Source organism: Pseudomonas sp. PVC-3-1 (assembly GCF_057444315.1).
The window spans coordinates 5,942,062-5,964,791 of record NZ_CM172023.1; the positions used below are offsets into that span (position 1 = coordinate 5,942,062).

Annotated in this window: 20 protein-coding genes and 1 pseudogene; 17 read left to right on the forward strand and 4 right to left on the reverse strand. The window is 64.0% G+C overall.

Annotated elements, in window-relative coordinates:
- Positions 1 to 15: 15 nt before the first annotated feature.
- Positions 16 to 1,218, forward strand: a complete 1,203-nt coding sequence (gene dapC, locus AC2T4A_RS27465; RefSeq protein ID WP_478377129.1) for a succinyldiaminopimelate transaminase — start codon at positions 16 to 18, stop codon at positions 1,216 to 1,218.
- A 93-nt stretch (positions 1,219 to 1,311) separates the two neighbouring features.
- Here the strand turns inward: dapC and AC2T4A_RS27470 are convergent, their stop codons facing one another.
- Entirely contained in the window at positions 1,312 to 2,973 is a 1,662-nt protein-coding gene (locus tag AC2T4A_RS27470; protein ID WP_486742273.1) for a Na+/H+ antiporter, read from the reverse strand.
- Positions 2,974 to 3,185: 212 nt separating this feature from the next.
- On the opposite strand from AC2T4A_RS27470, the gene AC2T4A_RS27475 reads away from it, so the two are divergent.
- The 5 genes from AC2T4A_RS27475 to AC2T4A_RS27495 all read left to right on the forward strand — a co-directional run bounded on the left by AC2T4A_RS27475 (position 3,186) and on the right by AC2T4A_RS27495 (position 6,913).
- The gene (locus AC2T4A_RS27475) at positions 3,186 to 3,494 is read left to right on the forward strand and encodes an arsenate reductase (protein ID WP_240201774.1); all 309 of its coding nucleotides are present in this window, start codon (positions 3,186 to 3,188) and stop codon (positions 3,492 to 3,494) included.
- Between the two features lie 11 nt (positions 3,495 to 3,505).
- A complete protein-coding gene (locus AC2T4A_RS27480) occupies positions 3,506 to 4,132 on the forward strand; it encodes a LysE family translocator (RefSeq protein ID WP_486742274.1) in 627 nt (208 codons plus the stop codon).
- Positions 4,133 to 4,173: 41 nt separating this feature from the next.
- Positions 4,174 to 5,208: a 2,3,4,5-tetrahydropyridine-2,6-dicarboxylate N-succinyltransferase gene (dapD, locus tag AC2T4A_RS27485; RefSeq protein ID WP_478377132.1), complete on the forward strand. Its 1,035-nt coding sequence runs from the start codon at positions 4,174 to 4,176 to the stop codon at positions 5,206 to 5,208.
- Between the two features lie 95 nt (positions 5,209 to 5,303).
- Entirely contained in the window at positions 5,304 to 6,509 is a 1,206-nt protein-coding gene (locus AC2T4A_RS27490; protein ID WP_486742275.1) for an aminotransferase class V-fold PLP-dependent enzyme, read from the forward strand.
- A complete protein-coding gene (locus tag AC2T4A_RS27495) occupies positions 6,506 to 6,913 on the forward strand; it encodes a SufE family protein (protein WP_416747647.1) in 408 nt (135 codons plus the stop codon). The genes AC2T4A_RS27490 and AC2T4A_RS27495 overlap by 4 nt, the downstream gene beginning before the upstream one ends.
- Before the next feature lie 100 nt (positions 6,914 to 7,013).
- Here the strand turns inward: AC2T4A_RS27495 and tcdA are convergent, their stop codons facing one another.
- Positions 7,014 to 7,820, reverse strand: coding sequence for a tRNA cyclic N6-threonylcarbamoyladenosine(37) synthase TcdA (tcdA, locus tag AC2T4A_RS27500; RefSeq protein WP_478377134.1), 807 nt, complete (start codon positions 7,818 to 7,820; stop codon positions 7,014 to 7,016).
- 283 nt (positions 7,821 to 8,103) lie between these two features.
- On the opposite strand from tcdA, the gene AC2T4A_RS27505 reads away from it, so the two are divergent.
- The 5 genes from AC2T4A_RS27505 (at position 8,104) to AC2T4A_RS27525 (ending at position 13,410) form a co-directional block, all read left to right on the forward strand.
- Positions 8,104 to 10,701: a glycosyltransferase gene (locus AC2T4A_RS27505; protein WP_416747643.1), complete on the forward strand. Its 2,598-nt coding sequence runs from the start codon at positions 8,104 to 8,106 to the stop codon at positions 10,699 to 10,701.
- A gap of 184 nt (positions 10,702 to 10,885) precedes the next feature.
- The gene (gene dapE / locus AC2T4A_RS27510) at positions 10,886 to 12,043 is read left to right on the forward strand and encodes a succinyl-diaminopimelate desuccinylase (RefSeq protein ID WP_478377135.1); all 1,158 of its coding nucleotides are present in this window, start codon (positions 10,886 to 10,888) and stop codon (positions 12,041 to 12,043) included.
- Positions 12,040 to 12,219: a hypothetical protein gene (locus AC2T4A_RS27515; RefSeq protein WP_416747639.1), complete on the forward strand. Its 180-nt coding sequence runs from the start codon at positions 12,040 to 12,042 to the stop codon at positions 12,217 to 12,219. Before dapE ends, AC2T4A_RS27515 begins: the two co-directional genes overlap by 4 nt.
- Entirely contained in the window at positions 12,219 to 13,028 is an 810-nt protein-coding gene (locus AC2T4A_RS27520) for a putative RNA methyltransferase (protein ID WP_486742276.1), read from the forward strand. The genes AC2T4A_RS27515 and AC2T4A_RS27520 overlap by 1 nt, the downstream gene beginning before the upstream one ends.
- 10 nt (positions 13,029 to 13,038) lie before the next feature.
- A complete protein-coding gene (locus tag AC2T4A_RS27525; protein ID WP_478377136.1) occupies positions 13,039 to 13,410 on the forward strand; it encodes a hypothetical protein in 372 nt (123 codons plus the stop codon).
- 69 nt (positions 13,411 to 13,479) lie between these two features.
- Here the strand turns inward: AC2T4A_RS27525 and AC2T4A_RS27530 are convergent, their stop codons facing one another.
- Positions 13,480 to 13,689 (reverse strand): cold-shock protein, encoded by a 210-nt coding sequence (locus AC2T4A_RS27530; RefSeq protein ID WP_015476243.1) that lies wholly within the window; start codon positions 13,687 to 13,689, stop codon positions 13,480 to 13,482.
- 555 nt (positions 13,690 to 14,244) lie between these two features.
- Complete coding sequence (locus AC2T4A_RS27535) at positions 14,245 to 14,715, reverse strand: hypothetical protein (protein ID WP_486742277.1); 471 nt, start codon at positions 14,713 to 14,715, stop codon at positions 14,245 to 14,247.
- 168 nt (positions 14,716 to 14,883) lie between these two features.
- On the opposite strand from AC2T4A_RS27535, the gene plsB reads away from it, so the two are divergent.
- The 6 genes and pseudogenes from plsB to rfaH all read left to right on the forward strand — a co-directional run bounded on the left by plsB (position 14,884) and on the right by rfaH (position 22,651).
- Complete coding sequence (gene plsB / locus AC2T4A_RS27540) at positions 14,884 to 17,394, forward strand: glycerol-3-phosphate 1-O-acyltransferase PlsB (protein WP_486742278.1); 2,511 nt, start codon at positions 14,884 to 14,886, stop codon at positions 17,392 to 17,394.
- A gap of 89 nt (positions 17,395 to 17,483) precedes the next feature.
- Complete coding sequence (locus AC2T4A_RS27545) at positions 17,484 to 17,930, forward strand: low molecular weight protein-tyrosine-phosphatase (protein WP_416747628.1); 447 nt, start codon at positions 17,484 to 17,486, stop codon at positions 17,928 to 17,930.
- 149 nt (positions 17,931 to 18,079) lie between these two features.
- On the forward strand, positions 18,080 to 19,132 hold the full coding sequence (locus AC2T4A_RS27550; RefSeq protein ID WP_478377138.1) for a glycosyltransferase family 4 protein: 1,053 nt from the start codon (positions 18,080 to 18,082) through the stop codon (positions 19,130 to 19,132).
- A 275-nt stretch (positions 19,133 to 19,407) separates the two neighbouring features.
- A pseudogene (locus tag AC2T4A_RS27555) lies at positions 19,408 to 19,853 on the forward strand (low molecular weight protein-tyrosine-phosphatase).
- Positions 19,854 to 19,872: 19 nt separating this feature from the next.
- The gene (locus AC2T4A_RS27560) at positions 19,873 to 22,116 is read left to right on the forward strand and encodes a polysaccharide biosynthesis tyrosine autokinase (RefSeq protein ID WP_486742279.1); all 2,244 of its coding nucleotides are present in this window, start codon (positions 19,873 to 19,875) and stop codon (positions 22,114 to 22,116) included.
- Between the two features lie 28 nt (positions 22,117 to 22,144).
- Entirely contained in the window at positions 22,145 to 22,651 is a 507-nt protein-coding gene (rfaH, locus tag AC2T4A_RS27565) for a transcription/translation regulatory transformer protein RfaH (protein WP_478377141.1), read from the forward strand.
- The last annotated feature ends 79 nt before the right edge of the window (positions 22,652 to 22,730 follow it).

The window sequence follows — 22,730 nt, forward strand, 5'->3', positions numbered from 1 at the left end:
CGAAAGAGCCTTGCCATGAACCCTGCCCTCGACTCGCTCCAGCCCTACCCCTTCGAGAAGCTCCGCGCCCTGCTGGCTGGCGCCCAGCCGCCGGCTGAGCTGAAGCCCATCGCGCTGTCCATCGGCGAGCCCAAGCACCGCTCGCCGGAGTTCGTCGCCAAGGCCCTGGCCGACAGCCTCGACCAACTGGCCGTGTACCCCACCACCTTGGGCATTCCCGCGCTGCGCGAAGCCATTGCCGACTGGTGCGAGCGCCGCTTCAAGGTGCCCGCCGGCTGGCTGGACGCTGCGCGCCACGTGCTGCCAGTGAACGGCACCCGCGAAGCGCTGTTCGCCTTCACCCAGACCGTGGTCGACCGCAACGCCAAGGGCCTGGTGATCAGCCCGAACCCGTTCTACCAGATCTACGAAGGCGCAGCCCTGCTGGCCGGCGCCGAGCCGCACTACCTGCCGTGCCTGGAAGACAACGGCTTCAATCCGGACTTCGATGCCGTGCCGGCGGACGTCTGGGCGCGCTGCCAGATTCTCTTCCTCTGCTCGCCGGGCAACCCCACCGGGGCGCTGGTACCGCTGGAAACCCTGAAGAAGCTGATCGCCCTGGCCGACGAGCACGACTTCGTGATCGCCGCCGACGAGTGCTACAGCGAGCTGTACTTCGACGAGCAGAACCCGCCGGCCGGCCTGCTGACCGCCTGCGCCGAATTGGGCCGCGCGGACTTCAAGCGCTGCGTGGTATTCCACAGCCTGTCCAAGCGCTCCAACCTGCCTGGCCTGCGTTCGGGCTTCGTCGCCGGCGACGCCGACGTACTGAAGAAATTCCTCCTCTACCGCACCTACCACGGCTGCGCCATGCCGGTTCAGACCCAACTGGCCAGCGTCGCGGCCTGGAAGGACGAAGACCACGTGCGCGCCAACCGCGACCTGTACCGCGAGAAATTCGACGCGGTGCTGGACATCCTCGGCGGCGTACTCGACGTGCAGCGCCCGGACGGCAGTTTCTATCTGTGGGCAAAGACCCCGGTGGCCGACACCGAGTTCTGCCGTGGCCTGTTCGACCAGCAGCACGTCACCGTGGTACCGGGCTCCTACCTGTCCCGCGAAGTGAACGGCGAGAACCCCGGCGCCAACCGCGTGCGCATGGCGCTGGTAGCTCCGCTGGCCGAGTGCGTGGAAGCGGCCGAGCGCATCAAGCGTTACGTGCAGAACCTGCAAGTCTGATAGCTGTAGGAGCGAGCTTGCTCGCGAACAGAGCGATCCTGCGGCTCCAGAGCCCAGCGGTTCGCGAGCAAGCTCGCTCCTACAAGAGCACCATTACACCCAGCGCCCCGCCTTGCTGGTGACCCAGGCTTCCTGGCTATCCAGCTCGCCCAGCACCTCGCGCATGGTCTCGTCGTCGATCTCGTGCTCCCGGCGCATGCGATACAACTCCAGCCGCTGCGCCCGCAGCGCCTTGATGCGCAAAGCCTGATCGGCCAACTCCAGGCCCCGGGCACGCTCGCGGGCTTCCTGGGTATCAGGCGCCGGGTCCAGTTCATGGCGGTACTCGGCCATCAGCCGCGCCTTCACCTCCGCCAGCCGGGCCGCTTCGTCAGCATCCGCGCCGTCGCGAGCAGGCATTTCCTCCCCCTCCAGCATGTGGATGGCCGCCGCTGCGGTCTTGCGCCAGACCGACTGCACCTCGCGCTCGCGCTGATCATTGCTGGCCGCTGGCAGCCCCCGAAGCAGGATGGGCAGGCCGATGGTGGCGGCGATCAGCGACACCAGGATCACCCCCGTGGCAATGAAGATGATCAGGTCGCGCTGCGGGAACGCCGAACCATCGAGCAACAGCAAGGGCACCGAAAGTACACCCGCCAGGGTCACCGCCCCGCGCACCCCGCCCAGCGCCGAGATCGCCGACAGCCGCAGAACCGGCTCGCCGGATCGGCCGCCCAGCTCGATCCCCCACCACTGCTCGAAGCGCACGGACACCTTCCAGTAGCACCAGACCCAGCCGAAGCGCAGCAGGAGCAGCACGGCGAACACCGCCAGAACGTAGAACAGCAGCAGCGACGAGCGCCACATCACGTCATCGGCATGGTGGGAGACCGATTTCAGGATGTCCGGCAACTGCAGGCCCAGCAGCAGGAACACCACGCCGTTGAAGGCGAACTCCAGCATCGACCAGACGCTGCGATTGAGCAGACGGGTGTTGGTTTGCCGTGGCAGCAGGTCGGCCCAGCTCTGCATCATGCCGGCCGCCACCGCCGCCAGGATGCCGGAGACGCCCAGATCCTCGGCGATCATGTAGCAGGCAAAGGGCAACAGCAGCATCAGCACCACGTGGGTCGCCGGATCATCCCAGCCGCGGCGGATCATCCAGGCGCGAATCCGCCCCAGCAGCCAACTGATGAACACGCCACAGGCCAGCCCGCCGATCGCCACCAGCAGGAAGCTCAGGCTGGCATCCATCAGCGAGAAGGTGCCAGTCATGGCCGCCGCGATGGCGAACTTGAACGCCACCAGGCCGGAAGCGTCGTTCATCAGTGCCTCGCCCTGCAGAACGTGCATCAGGCGCCTGGGCAGGCGGTCCTGGGCGATGGCCGAGACCGCCAGCGCATCGGTCGGCGATAGCACCGCCGCCAGGGCGAAGGCCGCCGCCCAGGGAATCTCGGGGATCAGCAGGTGGATGAAGACGCCGCCGCCGAGCACGGTGAACAGCACCAGGGCGAAGGCCAGGGTGAGAATCGGCCAGCGCATCTTCCAGAACTCGCCCTTAGGCATGCGCCAGCCATCGGCGAACAGCAGTGGCGGGATGAACAGGAACATGAACAGCTCGGGGTCCAAGCCAACATGCAGCCCCAGGCTCGGCCAGGCCAGCGCGGCACCGGCGACGATCTGGATCAAGGGCAGCGGCAGCGGGATCAGCTGCGCGGCGAGTCGGGTTCCCCCCACGACCAGCAGCAGGATCAATACGGTGTAAACGGTTTGCATCGACGAACTCCAGCACAACCATCCATTGAAGCACCTGGTGCAGGCCGGATCAGCCCCGCATCGGGCAAAAAACTGTTGCAATACGCCGGCCTCCCGGCGGCGTCCCGCAAGGCGCTGGGAAATGGCATAATCCCGCGCCTGAAAAAAGCATCGAAAAGGAGTAGCGCCCCGTGAGTGAGCGGACGCTGTATGGAATCAAAGCTTGCGACACCATGAAGAAGGCCCGTACCTGGCTGGAAGAACATGGCGTCGACTACGCCTTCCACGACTACAAGACTAGCGGAATAGACCGCGCGCACCTGGAGCAATGGTGCAACGAGCATGGCTGGGAGATCGTCCTGAATCGCGCCGGCACCACTTTTCGCAAGCTCGACGACGCACAGAAGGCCGATATCGACCAGGCCAAGGCCATCGAACTGATGGTCGCGCAGCCGTCGATGATCAAACGTCCGGTGCTCGACCTGGGTGATCGCACCCTGGTCGGCTTCAAGCCCGACCTCTACGCCGCCGCCCTGGCCTGAGTCGCAAGACGATGAGCATCGCCTGGGCCCTGTTCCTCCCCGCCTGCTTCGCCCTGAACCTGGCGCCGGGACCGAACAACCTGCTGTCGCTGAACAATGCCGCACGCTTCGGCCTGCTGCGCGCCACCCTCGCGGGCGGCGGCCGGCTGGTCGCCTTCGCCGGCATGCTGGCCTTCGCCGCCTCCGGCCTGGCGCTGGTGCTGCAGGCCTCGGCCTGGCTGTTCCTGGCGATCAAGCTGGTGGGCGCCGGTTACCTGCTGTGGCTGGCCGTGCAACTGTGGCGCGCGCCGACAGCGGACCTGTCCGTCGAGGGCGCCCCCGCTACCGCCACCAACCTATGGCGCCTGGCCCGCCAGGAGTTCTGGGTAGCCGCCGGCAATCCCAAGGCGATCCTCATCTTCACCGCTTTCCTGCCGCAGTTCGTCGACCCGCGTCAGGCCGTGGGCGCCCAGTTCGCCCAACTCGGCGCAGCCTTCCTGCTTCTGGAATGGCTGGCCATCGCCCTTTACGGGCTCGCCGGGGTCCGCCTCGGCAAGCTGCTCGCCGGCGCACGCGCCCGGCGCCTGTTCAACCGTGGTTGTGCCGCGCTGCTGGGCAGCGCCGGGCTGGGCCTGCTGCTCAGCCGCCGTCCGGCCTGACCGAATCCGTTATTCGAGAATCTCTTTCAAGGAATCCCCACATGTCGAAATCCCTGTTCAGCATCGCTTTCGGTGTCGGCACCCAGAACCGCCAGGGCAACTGGCTGGAAGTTTTCTACGCGCAGCCGCTGCTCAACCCCAGCGCCGAACTGGTCGCTGCCATCGCCCCGCTGCTGGCCTATGAAGGCGGCAACCAGGCGATCGCCTTCACCGCTCACCAGGCCTACCAGTTGGCCGACGCCGTCGAGACCGTGGACGCCGCCCAGGCCGCCCTGCTGAACCGCCTGGCCGAGAGCCAGAAGCCGCTGGTCGCCACCCTGCTGGCCGAAGACGCCGCCCCCAGCTCCACCCCGGAGGCGTACCTGAAGCTGCACCTGCTGTCCCACCGCCTGGTCAAGCCGCACGGCCTGAACCTGACCGGCATCTTCCCGCTGCTGCCGAACGTGGCCTGGACCAACCAGGGCGCCGTCGACCTCGCCGAGCTGGCCGAGCTGCAACTGGAAGCGCGCCTGAAGGGCAAGCTGCTGGAAGTCTTCTCCGTCGACAAATTCCCGAAGATGACCGACTACGTGGTTCCGGCTGGCGTGCGCATCGCCGACACCGCCCGCGTGCGCCTGGGCGCCTACATTGGTGAAGGCACCACCGTGATGCACGAAGGCTTCGTCAACTTCAATGCCGGCACCCAGGGCCCGGGCATGATCGAAGGCCGCGTGTCCGCTGGCGTGTTCGTCGGCAAGGGTTCCGACCTGGGCGGCGGCTGCTCCACCATGGGCACCCTGTCCGGCGGCGGCAACATCGTCATCAGCGTCGGCGAAGGCTGCCTGATCGGCGCGAACGCCGGCATCGGCATCCCGCTGGGCGACCGCAACATCGTCGAAGCCGGCCTTTACGTCACCGCCGGCACCAAGATCGCCGTGCTGGACGACCAGAACACCCTGGTAAAAGTGGTCAAGGGCCGCGACCTGGCCGGCCAGGCTGACCTGCTGTTCCGCCGCAACTCCCAGACCGGCGCAGTCGAGTGCAAGACCAACAAGACTGCCATCGAGCTGAACGAGGCGCTGCACGCGCACAACTAAGCTGGGCGCCCCGCTCGCGCGGGGTACGCACTAAGCTTGGAGAAGCGGGGGCTGCGGCCCCCGTTTTACTTTCTTCCGCAACCGGCCGCACGCCCATGTCCATTCCCTCGCCCTGGCGCTCCGACTTCCCGGCCCTCGCCGCCTTCGAGGCCGAAGGCCAGACCTACCTCGACAGCGCCGCCACCGCGCAGAAACCGCGGGCCATGATCGACGCCCTCGCCGGCTACTACGCCAGCGGCGCTGCCAATGTGCACCGCGCCCAGCACCTGCCCGGCGAGCGCGCCACCCGTGCCTTCGAGGCGACCCGCAGCCTGGCCGCCAACTGGCTCAATGGCGGCAGCCCGGCGCAGATCGTCTTCACCCGCGGAGCCACCGAAGCGCTGAACCTGCTGGCCTACGGGCTGGAAAGCCAGCTCCAGGCGGGCGACGAGATCGTCGTCAGCGCGCTGGAACACCACGCCAACCTGCTGCCCTGGCAGCAACTGGCGCAGCGCCGAGGGCTGAAGCTGGTGGTGCTGCCGCTGGACGCCGACGGCCGTATCGACCTGAATCGCGCCGCCGGCCTGATCGGCCCACGCACCCGCCTGCTCGCCATCAGCCAGCTGTCCAACGTGCTCGGCACCTGGCAACCGCTGCCGGAACTGCTGCAGATGGCCCGCCAGCACGGCGCACTGAGCGTGGTCGATGGAGCGCAAGGGGTGGTTCACGGCCGGCACAACCTGTCGGCGCTGGGCTGCGACTTCTACGTCTGCTCCAGCCACAAGCTCTACGGCCCGGAGGGCCTCGGCCTGCTCTGGGGCCGCCCGGAGGCGCTGGAACGCGTGACGCATTGGCAGTTCGGCGGCGAGATGGTGCGCGCGGCGGACTACTTCGATGCGCAGTTCCACAGCGCGCCCATGGGCTTGGAAGCCGGTACTCCGCCGATCGGCCAGGTGATCGCCCTCGGCGCCACCTTGGAATGGCTGGCTGCCCAGGACAGCGCCGAAGTCAGCGCCCACGAAGATTTTCTCCACGCCCGCCTGCTGGCCGGCCTGCGCGCCCGTGACGGCGTGCGCGTGCTGGGCGAGCCGGAAGTGGCGCTGGCCAGTTTCGTGGTCGATGGCGTGCACGTCTCCGACCTTGGCCACCTGCTTACCGAGCAAGGCATCGCCGTACGTGCCGGGCACCATTGCGCCATGCCGCTGATGAAAACCCTGGATGTTGCCGGCGCCCTGCGCGTTTCCCTCGGCCTGTACAACGACGGCGCCGATCTGGAGCGTTTCTTCACAGCGCTGGACGGTGCTCTGGAGCTGCTGCGATGAGCCTCCCCGCCGCTGCCGCCGAGGCGCTGCAGGCCTTTACTGTCCTGCAGGGCTGGGAGCAACGCGCGCGATTGCTGATGCAGTGGGGCGAAAAGCTGGAGCCGCTAAGCGAGGCTGAACTAGGCGACGAGCAACGCGTGCAGGGCTGCGAGAGCAACGTCTGGCTGGTGGCGGATCGGCGTGACGAGCGCTGGCACTTCCGCGCCTATAGCGATGCGCGCTTGCTGCGCGGCTTGCTGGCCCTGCTGCTGGTGCGGGTGGACGGTCTGCCGGCGGAGGAGCTATCCGCGCTCGACCTGCCGGGCTGGTTCGAGCAATTGGGGCTGGGCCGGCAGCTGTCGCCGTCGCGTAGCAATGGCTTGAATGCCGTGCTGAAACGGATGCGGGAACTGACCGCCGCCTGAACCTCCGGCTTTTCGTAGGAGCGAGCTTGCTCGCGAAAGCTTTGGCGGAATGCCACGGTGTCGGGCGGGTTCGCGAGCAAGCTCGCTCCTACAAGAGCATTCAGCCTGCGGAACGCTCCGAAGGCCGCCGCGCGCCGGCAACGATCTTGTCCACCGCCCGCGCCGCCGCGACCATGCCGAAGGTCGCGGTAACCATCATCACCGCACCGAACCCTCCAGCGCAGTCCAGCTTCACGCCCTCGCCGACGAAGCTCTTGGATTGGCACACGGTGCCGTCCGGCTTGGGATAGCGCAGCTGCTCGGTGGAGAACACGCACTGCACGCTGTAGTGGCGGCCGGGCGTACGCGAGAAGTTGTAGTCACGGCGCAGCGTGGAGCGGACCTTGGCAGCCAGCGGGTCGTTGAAGGTCTTGTTCAGGTCGGCCACCTGGATCTGCGTCGGGTCCACCTGCCCGCCCGCGCCACCGGTGGTGATGATCTGCAGCTTGCGGCGCTTGCACCAGGCGATCAGTGCGGCCTTGGCGGCGACACTGTCGATGCAGTCGATCACGCAGTCCAGTTCGGGAGTGATGTAGTCCGCCATGGTTTCGCGGGTGACGAAGTCGGCTACGGCGTGTACGACAATGGCTGGGTTAATCGCTTTCAGGCGATCGGCCATGACGTCGACCTTGGGCTTGCCCACGGCTCCCTGGATGGCATGCACCTGGCGATTGGTGTTGGTAACGCAGACGTCGTCCAGATCGAACAGCGAAATCTCGCCCACGCCGCTGCGCGCCAGGGCCTCGGCCGCCCAGGAACCCACGCCGCCGATCCCGACCACCGCCACATGGCTGGCCGCCAGCCGCTCCAGGCCCTCGCGACCATAAAGCCGCGCGATTCCGCCGAAACGCTGTTCATCCAGTTGCATCGCCCACACCTCATCTCGAAACGGCCGGCATTCTATAACGACCGAGCTCCCGTAAGGAGCAACCCTGGCACGCCTGCAACAAAGCCCGATTGCCGCAGTCTCAGTCACGCACCTACAGCACATTCTAAACTGTCGGAAAATACCCACGGACGCCTACGCGGCGGACGGCGCCGGCAACCTGTACAGCCCCGGAAGTGCGGGGTAGGATGCGCCCCGACCGAGCCATCCCCACAGAGATTGTCCCGGCCCCTCCCCGTTCCACCCTTTGGAACCCGATCGCACCATGCCTGCACGCAAGTTCGGCCTCAACCTGGTGGTGTTCGTCGCTCTCGCGGCACTCTTCACCGGCTTCTGGGCTCTCTATAACCGCCCCGTCAGCGTTCCTGACTGGCCGGAAAGCATTTCCGGATTCTCCTTCTCGCCCTTCCGCCTGAACCAGAATCCCCAGAAGGACCAGTTCCCCAGCGACGACGAGATCCGTTCGGACCTGGAACTGGTCTCCAAGCAGACCGACAACATCCGTACCTATTCGGTGAAGGGTTCGCTGGCCGATATCCCGCGCTTGGCCGAAGAGCTCGGCATGCGCGTCAGCCTCGGTATCTGGATCGGCCCGGACGAAGCCGATAACGAAGCCGAGATCGAACGCGGCATCGAAATCGCCAACAACTCGCGCAGCGTGGTGCGGGTCATTGTCGGCAACGAGGCGCTGTTCCGCCGCGAAGTCACGGTGGAGCAACTCAACGCCTACCTGGACCGCGTGCGCAAGGCGGTGAAGGTCCCAGTGACCACCGCCGAGCAGTGGCACATCTACGAGAAGTACCCGGAGCTGGCCAAACACGTCGACCTGATCGCCGCCCACGTACTGCCGTACTGGGAATACACGCCGATGGACGACGCCGTGCCGTTCGTCCTCGAACGCGCCAAGGAGCTGCGCGCCAAGTTCCCGCGCAAGCCGCTGCTGCTGGCCGAGGTCGGCTGGCCGAGCAATGGCCGCATGCGCGGTGGCGCCGACGCCACTCAGGCGGACCAGGCCATCTACCTGCGTACGCTGACCAACCTGCTGAACAAGAAGGGCTACAACTACTTCGTCGTCGAGGCCTTCGACCAGCCGTGGAAAGTCGGTGACGAAGGTTCGGTGGGCGCCTACTGGGGCGTCTACAACGCCCAGCGCCAGCCGAAGTTCAACTTCGATGGCCCGGTGGTGAACATCCCGCAATGGCGTGCCCTGGCGGTTGCCTCGGTGGTGATGGCGCTGCTCGCCCTGACCCTGCTGATGATCGACGGCAGCGCCCTGCGCCAGCGCGGACGGACCTTCCTCACTGTGGTCGCCTTCGCCGGCGGCTCGGTGCTGGTGTGGATCGCCTACGACTACAGCCAGCAATACAGCACCTGGTTCAGCCTGACCGTCGGCGGCCTGCTGGGTATCGGCGCGCTGGGCGTGTTCATCGTCCTGCTGACCGAGGCCCACGAACTGGCCGAGACCGTCTGGGTACGCAAGCGCCGCCGGCCGTTCGACCCGGTGCTCACCGATACCGGCTACCGCCCCAAGGTCTCGGTGCACGTGCCCTGCTACAACGAACCGCCGGAGATGATGAAAAAGACCCTGGATGCGCTATCCAGGCTCGACTATCCGGACTTCGAAGTCCTGATCATCGACAACAACACCAAGGACCCGGCGGTCTGGGAACCTGTACGCGATTATTGCGAAATCCTCGGCCCGCGCTTCCGCTTCTTCCACGTCGCGCCGCTGGCCGGTTTCAAGGGCGGCGCGCTGAACTACATCCTGCCGCACACAGCACCGGACGTCGAAGTCGTGGCGGTGATCGATGCCGACTACTGCGTCGAGCCCAACTGGCTCAAGCAGATGGTGCCGCACTTCAGTGATCCGAAGATCGCGGTGGTGCAGTCCCCGCAGGATTACCACGACGGCGAGGAAAACGTCTTCAAGAAGCTCTGCTACGCCGAATACAAGGGCTTCTTCCACATCGGCATGGTCACCCGCAACGACCGCGACGCGATCATCCAGCACGGCACCATGACCATGATCCGCCGCACCGTGATGGACGAGCTGAAGTGGGCCGACTGGACCATCTGCGAGGACGCCGAACTGGGCCTGCGGGTGTTCGAGAAGGGCTATTCGGCCGCCTACTCGCACCAGAGCTTCGGCAAGGGCGTGATGCCCGACACCTTCATCGACTACAAGAAGCAGCGCTTCCGCTGGGCCTACGGCGCCATCCAGATCATGAAGGGCCACGCCCGCGCGCTGTTCCAGGGCAAGGACAGCAAACTGACCCTTGGCCAGCGCTACCACTTCATCGCCGGCTGGCTGCCATGGATCGCCGACGGCATGAACATCTTCTTCACCGTCGGCGCGCTGCTCTGGTCCTCGGCGATGATCATCGTGCCCAAGCGGGTCGACCCGCCGCTGCTGATCTTCGCCATCCCGCCGCTGGCGCTGTTCTTCTTCAAGTTCGGCAAGATCATGTTCCTCTATCGCCGCGCGGTGGGCGTCGACCTCGTGCGCTCGTTCCAGGCGGCAGTGGCGGGCCTGGCGCTATCGCACACCATCGCCAAGGCGGTGCTGTACGGAACGTTCACCAAGACCATCCCGTTCTTCCGCACACCGAAGATGGCCTCCAATCACGGCCTCCTGGTGGCGCTGGCCGAGGCTCGCGAAGAAGTGTTCATCATGCTCCTGCTGTGGGGCGCGGCGCTGGGTATCGTGCTGGTGCAGGGCGTGCCAAGCCGCGACATGATGTTCTGGGTGGCCATGCTGCTGGTGCAGTCGCTGCCCTACCTAGCGGCATTGGTGATGGCGCTGCTGTCCGCGGCGCCCAAGGCTCAGGAGGCGCCGGCAGCGGACGCCGCACCGGCCAACTGATGCAGCCCCTGCAGGAGCGAGCTTGCTCGCGAACGCTGTGGCCTGATGCTCTTGCGTCAGGCGGGTTCGCGAGCAAGCTCGCTCCTGCAAGGTGAAACGCACCGCTGATCCGCTCCCAAGAACGCCGGCCATTCGCCGGCGTTTTTGCTTTAAGATGGGCGCCTTTTTCCGTTCCACCCCCAGGATGCCCTCAATGTCCCTCTCGCCGACACTGGCCCTCGCCTGCGAGCTGATTCGCCGTCCCTCCGTCACACCGGTCGATGCCGACTGCCAGCAGTTGATGATGCAACGCCTGGACGCCTGCGGTTTCGCCCTGGAGCCCATGCGCATCGAGGATGTGGATAACTTCTGGGCCCTGCGCCAGGGGCGCGACGGCGCCAGCGCTCCGGTGCTGTGCTTCGCCGGTCACACCGACGTGGTCCCCACCGGCCCCGAGCAGGCCTGGCAGCACCAGCCGTTCGACGCGCTGATCGACGCCGACGGCATGCTCTGCGGCCGTGGTGCGGCAGACATGAAAGGCAGCCTGGCATCGATGATCATCGCCACCGAGCGTTTCGTCGCCGACTACCCGGACCATCGCGGCAGCATCGCCTACCTGATCACCAGTGACGAGGAAGGCCCCGCCCATCACGGCACCAAGGCCGTGGTCGAGCGCCTGAAGGCCCGCAACGAGCGCCTGGACTGGTGCATCGTCGGCGAACCGTCGAGCACCACTCTGGTGGGTGACATCGTCAAGAACGGCCGTCGCGGCTCCCTCGGCGCCACCCTTACCGTGCGTGGCAAGCAAGGCCACGTGGCTTACCCGCACCTGGCGAAGAACCCGATCCACCTCGCCGCCCCGGCCCTGGCGGAACTGGCCGCCGAGCACTGGGACAACGGCAACGACTACTTCCCGCCGACCAGCTTCCAGATCTCCAACATCAATGGCGGCACCGGCGCGACCAACGTGATCCCCGGCGAGCTGAAGGTGATCTTCAACTTCCGCTTCTCCACCGAGTCCACCGTCGAAGGCCTGCAGCAGCGCGTCGCAGCCATCCTCGACAAGCACGGCCTGGAGTGGCACATCGACTGGGCGCTGTCCGGCCTGCCGTTCCTCACCCAGCCGGGCGAACTGCTCGATGGCGTGGCCGCAGCAATCCGCGCGGTCACCGGTCGCGAGACCACCCCCTCGACCTCCGGCGGCACCTCCGACGGCCGCTTCATTGCCACCATGGGTACCCAGGTGGTCGAACTCGGCCCGGTGAACGCCACCATCCACCAGGTGGACGAACGCGTACTGGCCAGCGACCTCGATGTGCTGACCGAAATCTATTACCAGACCCTGGTGCGACTGCTGGCATGAGTGGACCGAACAAAGGCTTCTGCCTGGGCGCCGTGCAGCCCGATACTCCTCCGCCCGCGCCAGCCGCCGAGCGCCGCTATTCCCTGCGCGTGTACCAGATCGCCCAGCGCCGCCGCTCCCTGCCCACCGTGCTGCGCAACGACCTGCCGCAGCCGCTGGCACCGGGGAAAAAGTGATGCTGATCTGTCCGCTGTGCCGCGAGGCGCTGACCGAGGTCGACAACGGCGTCGCCTGCCCTGCTGGCCACCGCTTCGACCGCGCCCGCCAGGGTTATCTGAACCTGCTGCCGGTGCAGCACAAGAAGAGCCTCGATCCGGGCGACAACGCCGCCATGGTCGAGGCGCGCCGGCACTTCCTCGGCGCCGGTCACTACGCCCCATTGGCCAAGCGCCTGGCCGAACTGGCCGCCGATCGCGCTCCGGGGCGCTGGCTGGATATCGGTTGTGGTGAGGGTTACTACACCGCACAACTGGGTGAAGCCCTGCCCAAGGCCGACGGCTATGCGCTGGATATCTCCCGCGAGGCGGTCAAACGCGCGTGCAGGCGCGCCCCGCAACTGACCTGGATGGTCGCCAGCATGGCTCGCGTGCCGCTGGCTGATGCTTCCTGCCAACTGCTGGCCAGCGTGTTCAGCCCGATCGACTGGAAAGAAGCCTCCCGCCTGCTGACTCCAGGCGGCGGCGTGCTGCGCTTGGGCCCGGCTCGCGATCACCTGCTCGAACTGCGCCAGCGCCTGTACGACGAAGTGCGCGAGTACGTCGAGGACAAGCACCTCGCCGACCTGCCCGATGAGCTGAAACTGGCGCACACCGAGCAACTGAGCTTCACGCTTGCGCTGGAAACCCGCGAAGCCCGCGAGCACCTGCTGGCGATGACGCCCCACGGCTGGCGCGTCAATCCCGAACGGCGCGAGCGCATCCTCGCCGAACCCTTCGAGGTGACGGTCGCGGTACGCTACGATTGGCTGCAACGCCAAGAACCCTGACGAGGACGCCATGCGCCAACCGGATATCGAGATCTACATCAAGGATGCCGACCAGGCCGCCGTCAGCGCCTGGCTGGAAAAGGCACTTGGCCCGTGCAGCGAATGGCGCGCCCAGGGCGAAACCCTGAAGTGCACCGCCGGCAGCATTCCCGCCACCTGGCTGCCCAAGGCCGTGGGTAAGTGGAACAGCCTGTTCCTGGACAGCGACAAGACCCCATGGGACGACGATGTCGCCTGCGCCCGCGACGCCTGCGCTGCGCTGGAAGTCGAGGTGCGCTGCGCACCGGGGAGCTGGAGCGAGGATCAGGGCGAGGAAGACGCGGACCGCTGGCTGAAAGTGACCGCGGCAGGCGTCGAAGAGATCACTTGGCGCACGGGCTGAAAACCGACTTGCGCAAGGCTTGAAAAACAAAGGCCCGTCCAATGGACAGGCCTTTGCTGTTTCGGGGGCTCAGACCTTGGCGACGTCTTCCGCCTGGAGGCCTTTCTGACCCTGGATCACCGAGAACTCCACTTTCTGGCCTTCGACCAGGGAGCGGTGACCATCGCCACGAATGGCACGGTAGTGAACGAAAACGTCCGGACCGCTATCGCGTTGAATGAATCCATAACCTTTGGCGTCATTGAACCACTTGACGGTTCCGACCTCACGATCAGCCATTACCACACTCTCCAACTTGCCTATTATTTTTGGATGGCCCCCGGGAATGAGGACTTCGGCAGTCGCCGGGTGAACGCTTTCCTTATCATCCAACCCGCGCCGAATGGCACGTAGAAGGTAATTCGAATAACGCCCAAGGACGACAGCGCTCCCGAGTATATAAATCAAAAGTTACAGCTGAAAAGCACTTTTTCATCAACGCCGCGCCCCTATGACCAAACAGGCCAAAGTGCCATTTTTCGGGGCCTGCAGAGCCATTTTGGTGCTCGTTACCCAGCGTAACGAAAGTGTTTCGAACGTGGACCCTTTCGCACTTTTGCGCATTTACGGCGGGTAGTTTCGTTCCCGTTCATCCGCTTTTGGCGCTGTGCGGATATGTCTTTCAAACGCTGCGAGAACGCGCCCTGCAGTTCAAGCTGCGGCAATATGCCCAATCATCTATCTGATGAATTCGCAATCCGCCAATCCATTCAGCTCGATGGATAACCGCCACAGCTTCCCCTCCTGAGTGCACCTGGGCGCGCCAGTCGTGCACCATCAAAGGACCACCGTCGATCAGGGGCTGACCTGATAACCGCGTCCCTGCAGGCAACCGCTGTAAGCGCTGGCACTGGCCGAGCTTTGGGCTTCATTCTGCGTGCGGCGATTCTGCCGACGATCCTGCCGCTGCCGCGAAGCACCCACCACGGCCCCGGCAGCGGCGGCATCGCCGGCGCGATTCTGCCGGTACTGCTGCTTGGCATCGTCACTGGCGCGGTCATAGATCTCGTCATGCCGCTGCCCACGCACCTCGGCCGCCACAGCACCCGCTGCCGCGCCCCTGGCCGCTCCGCGAACCCGGCCACCGACATTCGGGTCGGAGCTGGTGGTGGCACTGCTCGCCGCATTGGCAGCAACGCTATTGCACTCGCTCATATCCTGCTGCATCTGCTGGCTGCTCTGGCCCTTGAGCGGGACGACGGTCTGAGCCTCGGCGGGCAGCACAACCGACAAGGCGAGCAGGCATCCCCAAGTGAATGTACGCATCGCGGAACCTCCACAGAATGTCATCCCCTAAATGGCAGGATAGCCGCAGTCCATGGGCTGTCCGCGTGCTCCGACCAAGCGTTGGTGGCTTTGCTGGCGGGGCCTAATCCGGCAAACTAGCCGGCCTGAGCAATCGCTCGTTTTACCTACGCCAGCCATAGGGCCTGTATGCCTCGTTACCCGTTCCGCCGCTTCGGTTTTGGTGCCCTGCGCCGCCTGCTGTACCTCTGGGTGCGCTCGGAAACCATCAACCAGTCGGCCTTCAGCCTGAAGATCGACCGCAGCAAACCGGTCCTCTACGTCCTGCAGCAGCCCTCGGTGAGCGATCTCGCGGTGGTCGATACCGAGTGCCGCAAGGCTGGCCTGCCGCGCCCGGTGATGCCGGTGGCAGTAGGTGAATCCATCGAGCCTGCGGCCTTCTTCTACCTGACGCCGGAGCCCGACTGGCTCGGCCGCCAGGACAAGCGCGGCGCGCCGCCGGCGCTGGTACGCATGCTCGGTGCCATCGGCCAGAACGGCATCGATGACGCGCAGATCATCCCCGTCAGCGTGTTCTGGGGCCAATCCCCGGACAGCGAAAAGAGCGCCTGGAAGCTGCTGTTCGCCGACAACTGGGCCGTCACCGGCCGCCTGCGCAAGCTCGCGCGCATCCTCATCCTTGGCCGCAAGACCCGCGTGCAGTTCTCCGCGCCTATCCACCTGCGCGAGCTGGTGGAACAGAACAAAGGCCACGAACGCACATTGCGCATGGTCCAGCGCATCCTGCGCGTGCACTTCCGCAACCAGAAGACCGCGGTGATCGGCCCGGATCTCTCCCATCGGCGCACCCTGGTCAAGGGTCTGCTGCGCGCGCCACTGGTGCGCCAGGCGATCCAGGAAGAATGCGAGACCCAGAAGATCTCCCAGGATAAGGCTGAGGCCGCCGCCCTGCGCTACGCCAACGAGATCGCCGCCGACGTTTCCTACCCGGTGATCCGTTTCCTCGAAGTCACCCTGACCTGGTTCTGGAACAAGCTCTACGAGGGCGTGAAGGTCAACCACATCGAGCGTGTGCAGGAAGTCGCCCAGGGCCATGAGATCGTCTACGTGCCCTGCCACCGCAGCCACATCGACTACCTGCTGCTGTCCTACCTGCTGTTCCGCAATGGCCTGACCCCGCCGCACATCGCCGCCGGGATCAACCTCAACATGCCGGTGGTGGGCTCGATCCTGCGCCGTGGCGGTGCCTTCTTCATGCGCCGCAGCTTCAAGGGTAACCAGCTGTACACCGCGGTATTCAACGAATATCTGCACACCCTGTTCAGCCGTGGGTTTTCCACCGAATACTTCGTGGAGGGCGGCCGCTCCCGCACCGGGCGCATGCTGCACCCACGCACCGGGATGCTGGCGATCACCCTGCGCAGCTTCCTGCGCGACTCGCGCCGGCCCATCGTCTTCGTCCCCGTGTACATCGGCTACGAGCGCGTGCTCGAAGGCCGTACCTACCTGGGCGAACTGCGCGGCGCGGCGAAGAAGAAAGAATCGATCTTCGACATCTTCAAAGTCGTCGGCGCACTGAAACAGCGCTTCGGCCAGGTCTGGGTGAATTTCGGCGAGCCGATTCACCTCGACGACTTCCTCGACCAGCAACAACCGGACTGGCGTGAGCAGGACCTGGGCCCGGAGTACCGCCCAGCCTGGCTCTCGGAAACGACCAACCACCTGGCTCGCGACGTCGCCCGCCACCTCAACGACGCCGCCGCGATCAACCCGGTGAACCTGGTGGCCCTGGCGCTGCTGTCCACCACCCGCCTGGCCCTGGACGAAACCGCCCTGGCACGGGTCATCGACCTTTATCTCGACCTGCTGCGCAAGGTCCCGTACTCGCCCAGCGCCACGCTGCCCAAGGGCGACGGCCAGCAACTGATCGAGTACGTGAAGAGCATGAACCTGCTCAGCGAGCAGAAGGACGCGCTCGGCCGTATCTGCTACCTCGATGAGCAGAACGCGGTGCTGATGACCTACTACCGCAACAACGTGCTGCACATCTTCGCCCTGCCGGCGCTGATCGCCAGCTTCTTCCAGAACAGCGGACGGATCAGCCGCGAGCAACTCCTGCGCTACACCCGCGCGCTGTACCCGTACCTGCAGGCCGAGTTGTTTATCCGCTGGAGCCTCGACGAACTGGATGCGGTGGTCGATCAATGGCTGCAGGCCATGGTTGCCAGTGAGTTGCTCAAACAGGAAAACGACACCTTCATCCGCCCGGCGCCCAGCTCTCGCCAGTACGTACTGCTGACCCTGCTGGCCCGAGCCATCACCCAGACCCTTCAGCGCTTCTACATGTCCATCTCCCTGGTGCTCAACGCAGGGCAGAAGCAGCTCACCGCCGAAGAACTGGAAAACCTCTGCACCGTGATGGCCCAGCGCCTGTCGGTCCTCCACGGCCTCAACGCGCCGGAGTTCTTTGACAAGAGCCTGTTCCGCCACTTCATCCAGACCCTCCTGGACGAAGGCGTGCTGCGCAAGGACGAGAACGGCAAGCTGAGCTACCACGAGCTGCTGGGCGAACTGGCTGAAGGCGCGGCCAAACGCGTGCTGCCTGCGGAGATTCGCCTGTCCATCCGCCAGGTCGCCCTGGAGCGCCCGCCCCAGGAAGAAAGCGCCGTCGCCGAGCAGCCTCCTGCCAATCAGGGCTGAGCTGAACACCTCTGCCGGCGGCTTGACGCCTCTGCACTGCGACCGATAGATTTCTGACGATCCATCGGTCGCGGTCAGGGACGCTCCCCGTGTTCAACAGGATTCTGATCGTCTGCGTCGGCAACATCTGCCGCAGCCCCATCGCCGAACACCTGCTGCGCGAATTCCTGCAGGGCACTGACATCGCCGTGGGCTCTGCCGGGCTCAGCGCGCTGGTCGGCCACCCCATCGACAGCACCGCCCTCGCCATCCTCCGCCAACACGGCCACTCCCCCCACCCTCACCGCGCCCGTCAGCTCACCGCCGAACTGCTCCACGAAGCCAATCTGGTCCTGGTCATGGAGCAATCACAGATCCAGAGCGTGATCCGCCTCGCCCCCGAAGCTCGCGGCAAAACCTTCCTGCTGGGCAAATGGCAGGCCGACCAGGAGATCCCGGACCCTTATCGCCAAGGCCCGGAAGCCTTTGAACGCGCCTATACGCTGATCGAATCGGCCGTCGCCCCCTGGGGCGAGCGCTTGCGATTTCGCCGGTAATTTGACGAAAAATTACTTGCCCGAAAAAAGCGTCAGAAATCCTTACAAAGCCCTGATGAAAAAGGCTACGCTCTAGCCCAGCAAGACCATATTCAGCTGTTTGGTCTCCCAGTTACGACAAGTAATTTTCCAGGGGCCTACATCGCTTTATGAAGATCCTGCACATTACCGAGTCCTTCGGCGGCGGCGTCACCTCGGCCATCAACTCCTACATCCTCAACTCCCAGCAGCATGAGCACTACCTGCTGGCCTCGGTGCGCAAAGGCGACACCACAGGAGAGGAAGGCAACGGCCTGTTCAAGCACATGGAACTGGTGCCACGACGCCTCACCAGCCTTGTGCGGGTGAAACCATATATTGATCGCGTGCAGCCCGATGTCATTCATCTGCACAGCACCTACGCCGGCGCGCTAATCCGCGCCCTGCCCTTCATCCCCGCACAGAAGATTGTCTACACCCCCCATGGTTTCGCTTTCCTTCGTGGCGACCATCCCATGATGCTCAAGGCCTATCGCACCATCGAATCGTTGCTGGCACGACGCACCGCCGTAATTGCAGGCTGCGGCCTGGACGAGCAGCGCATCGCCGGCGAACTGATCGAACCGGGAAGCACCTTGGGGCTGGTCAACGTCTGCGATGAGCTACCCGACGTTCCGGCGATCAGAAGCCTCACCAGCAAGCCAGTAATCGGCATGGTCGGCCGCATCAGCCGGCAAAAGGGCTACGACTACTTCCGCAACGTGGCCGACGCCTGCCGGAATGTCGCGCATTTCAAATGGATCGGTGGTGGCGACATCCAGGCCATGGCCGAATTGGAGCGAGCCGGCATAGAAGTCACAGGCTGGCGCCCGCGCAACGAAGTGGTCGCCCACATGAAGGGCCTTGACCTGTATTTCCATAGTGCTGCCTGGGATGGCTTCCCGATTTCAGTCCTGGAGGCTGCGAAACTCGACTTGCCCATTGCGCTGCGACAGATTGGGCCGTTCAGCGCAGAGGGCCTCTCGACCCTTCAAAGCCTTAGCGAAGCGAACCAGGAAATGAGCGCCTTCGCCGAGGGCGCGCCGAATGCACTGACTAGACTGCGACAAAATACCCGGCGCATCCAGGCACTCCACAATCAGGAGCATTTGCGCAACTCGCTCGATCAACTCTACTCGCGCTTCGCTCCCCAACAGTCCGGCGGCCGACTCGCCATCAGCTGATCCAGCCGGATCCCCGTAGTGCCTCGCCTCCCGCTCAGGGGGGCTTCCGTGCATTGTCCTCAGGCATATTTTCGCAACGTCGAACATGCGCCGCGATAGTGTGTGCCCATCAGAATTGTCCCCTCCCCGTGGCGCATTGAAAGTTTTCCCCTAATCCCGGCTCAGAGAATTCCTAAACCCTTGAAATGGCCGGAAAGCGCATTGAATCGTCCCCGTCCGAAGCTTAATTTCCGCCCCTCTATGGTTATCGATCAATCCATGCAGTGGTGGTTAGCGTGTTCAAGGAAGTACTGGTTGTCTGCGCAGGAAACATCTGCCGCAGCCCAATGGGCGAATATCTGCTCCAGCAGAATCTGGCCGGTACTGGCATCCGGGTCAGCTCCGCCGGCCTGACTGCCGTAGTCGGTCACCCCATCGAACCCCACGCCCTCGCCACCCTGCGGCGTCACGGCCAGCAACCGCACGAACACAAGCACGGCAACTAACTCCCAGCCTCCTGACGGCTGCCGACCTGGTACTGGTCATGGAGCAGCGCCAACTGCAGGACGTCATTCGTCTCTCGTCTACTTCCCGAGGCAAGACCTTCTTGCTCGGCAAATGGCAGCACGACTGCGAAATCCCCGCCCCCTATAGACAGGGCACCGCTGCTTTCGAACACGCCTACGCGCTGATCGAGGAAGGCGTAAAGACCTGGTCCCACCGCCTCCAACTTCAACGCTGAACTCATCAAGAAGCCGCCCATGCAATACCCGCAGACGCTCCCTATTCCGCCCGCTATCGAAGACAGCGACGAAATTGACCTACTCGCCCTACTTGGCACGCTGCTCGATCGCAAATGGCTGATTGCAGGCATAACCGCCAGCTTCATGGTCGTGGGCACGGCTTATGCACTGCTGGCGGCACCGGTTTATCGCGCCAATGCGATAATCCAGGTGGAGCAGAAGAAGCCGGGTATTCCTGGTCTGTCAGATATGTCGGACTTGCTGGGGGCGCAGTCACCAGCAGTCACCGAGATCCAGTTGCTGACCTCACGCAACGTAATCGGAAAGGCCGTGGATGCGCTCAAGCTGGACATCGATACCCAGCCGTCCCTGTTCCCAGTGATCGGCAACTTCCTCCATCGCCACTACCAACCTGAACAGGAAAGTGATGTAGCTCCACCTTTGCTGGGCATGAGCCGCTTTGCCTGGGGTGGCGAGGCGCTGAAGATATTTCAGCTCGAAGTGCCGGATGCATTGCTGGAAAAAGATCTAACTCTGATTGTCAGCGAGAACGGCAGCTTCAGCCTGTTCGATGACGATAATAATCTGCTGGTGAAGGGTATTGCTGGCCGACCGGCGGAGCAGAACGGCGTGAAAGTGCAGGTGGAAACCCTGCACGCCAATCCGGGGACTCGTTTCACGGTTACCCGTGAACGCCGCCTGAGTGCCATCCTCGATTACCAACAGGCCCTCAACGTCAGCGAAACAGGCAAGGATTCAGGAATCCTTGCGCTGTCCTTGGATGACGAGCAGCCCGATCAGGCACTCGCCGTGCTGAATGCCATCAGCCAACAGTATGTGCTCCAGAACGTAGAGCGAGCCTCCGCCGAAGCCGCCTCCAGCCTGGATTTTCTCCGCGGACAACTGCCGGAGGTCCGTCGTGACCTGGAAAAGTCCGAAAACGCCCTGAGTAGCTACCAGTCGCAAGCCAAGTCCGCCGACATCAGCCTGGAAACCAAGGCACTGCTGGACCAGATAGTCGCCCTGGACACCAGCATCTCGCAGCTCAAGCTGCAGCAGGCGGAGATGGACCAGAAGTTCACCCGCCAGCACCCAGCCTACCAGGCTCTGATGCGACAGATAGGCGAGCTGAGCAGCAAACAGGCTGGCCTATCCAAACGTGTGGAAGCGCTACCGGAAACGCAGCAAGACCTGCTGCGCCTGACACGCGATGTGCAGGTCAGCACAGCCATCTATACCCAAATGCTGAACAAGGCCCAGGAACTGGACGTCATGCGCGCTGGTGCCGTTGGCAACGTGCGAATCATTGATGCGGCGGATGTGGACCTGACGAAACCAGTAAAGCCCAAGAAACCATTGATCATCGCCATTGCCACTCTACTGGGCTTGTTCGCTTCTATAACACTCGTCCTGTTCCGCAAGGCACTGAATCGAGGCATAGAATCGCCGGAGGCCATAGAGCAATTGGGTTTGCCGGTCTACGCCTCCATTCCCTACAGCGCACTGCAGAAATCGGAAGAAGACCAGCGCAACAAGGGGAAAAGGAACCGCAAGGGCAACATTAATCCTGCGCCGTTGCTCGCGACGGGGCACCCCACGGACTTGGCCGTCGAGTCCCTTCGCAGCCTGCGCACCAGCCTACATTTCGCCATGCTTGAATCCGGCGACAACCGCCTGATGATTTCCGGGCCAAGCCCCGTGGTGGGGAAATCCTTCGTCAGCTCCAACCTCGCCGCCGTGATTGCCCAGGCCGGCAAGCGAGTACTACTGATTGATGTCGATATGCGCAAAGGCTACCTGCACAAGGTATTTGCCCGACAGGAGCAAATGGGCCTTTCCGATCTGCTGGTCCAGCGCTGTGACTTCAGCAGTGCCATCCAGCCGACCGAAGTGGAGAACCTCAGCTTCATCTCCCGCGGCCAGATCCCCCCCAACCCTTCTGAACTTTTGATGCACCCCAACTTCACCGAGGTGCTGGAGAGAGCGAGCATCGAGTTCGACTTGGTAATCCTCGATACCCCTCCTCTATTGGCCGTGACCGACGCAGCCATCGTCGGGCGTCAAGCGGGCACCAGCCTGATCGTCACTCGATTTGGAAAGAACGCGCCACGGGAAATAGAACTGACCATTCGACGTTTTGAGCAGAACGGCATCGAACTCAAAGGGGCCATTTTTAACGGCGTTGAGCGACGCGCCTCGGACTATTACGGCAACGGGGCGTATGCCAATTACCAGTATGAATACCTGTCGGGAAACCGCTGACGCCAGATGGTCATTCCGGAGCGAATCCATGCAAGCAGTCAAAGAAAGGCGCTGGTACCTAGTGCAATGCAAGCCCAGGCAAGACCTGCGGGCGCTGGCCAATCTGCAACAACAGCACTACGAATGCCTGTTGCCAATGCGTCAGGTCGAGCGAGTCAGCCAGGGAACACTGCAGCTTCGCTCGGAACCGCTTTTTCCTGGCTACCTCTTTATCGCGCTCGACACGCAGCAGGACAACTGGATGCCTATTCGCTCCACTCGAGGGGTCAGCCAGATAGTTCGCTTTGACAACGCTCCATTGCCCATCCCGCACTCGGTCATAGAAGGAGTGAGATCGCACGCAGCTGCCGTGGTTCGCCTGTTCGAGACGGGGGACCGAGTCCGAGTCAGCGTTCCTGGATCCCTCGGTATAGAAGCGATCTTCGAAGCCCGGGACGGAACTGAGCGAGTGATCCTGCTGATCAATCTGCTGCAAAGAGAGTCGCGCGTCAGCGTGCCAGTTACCCACATCCAGCGGCTCGCACACCACAGGTAGAAGCAGCACGCGACACCACACTACAACCCGGCCCCAGTGGCCGATAACAACAACCTCATCCGCGTTCTCAGGAAATCAA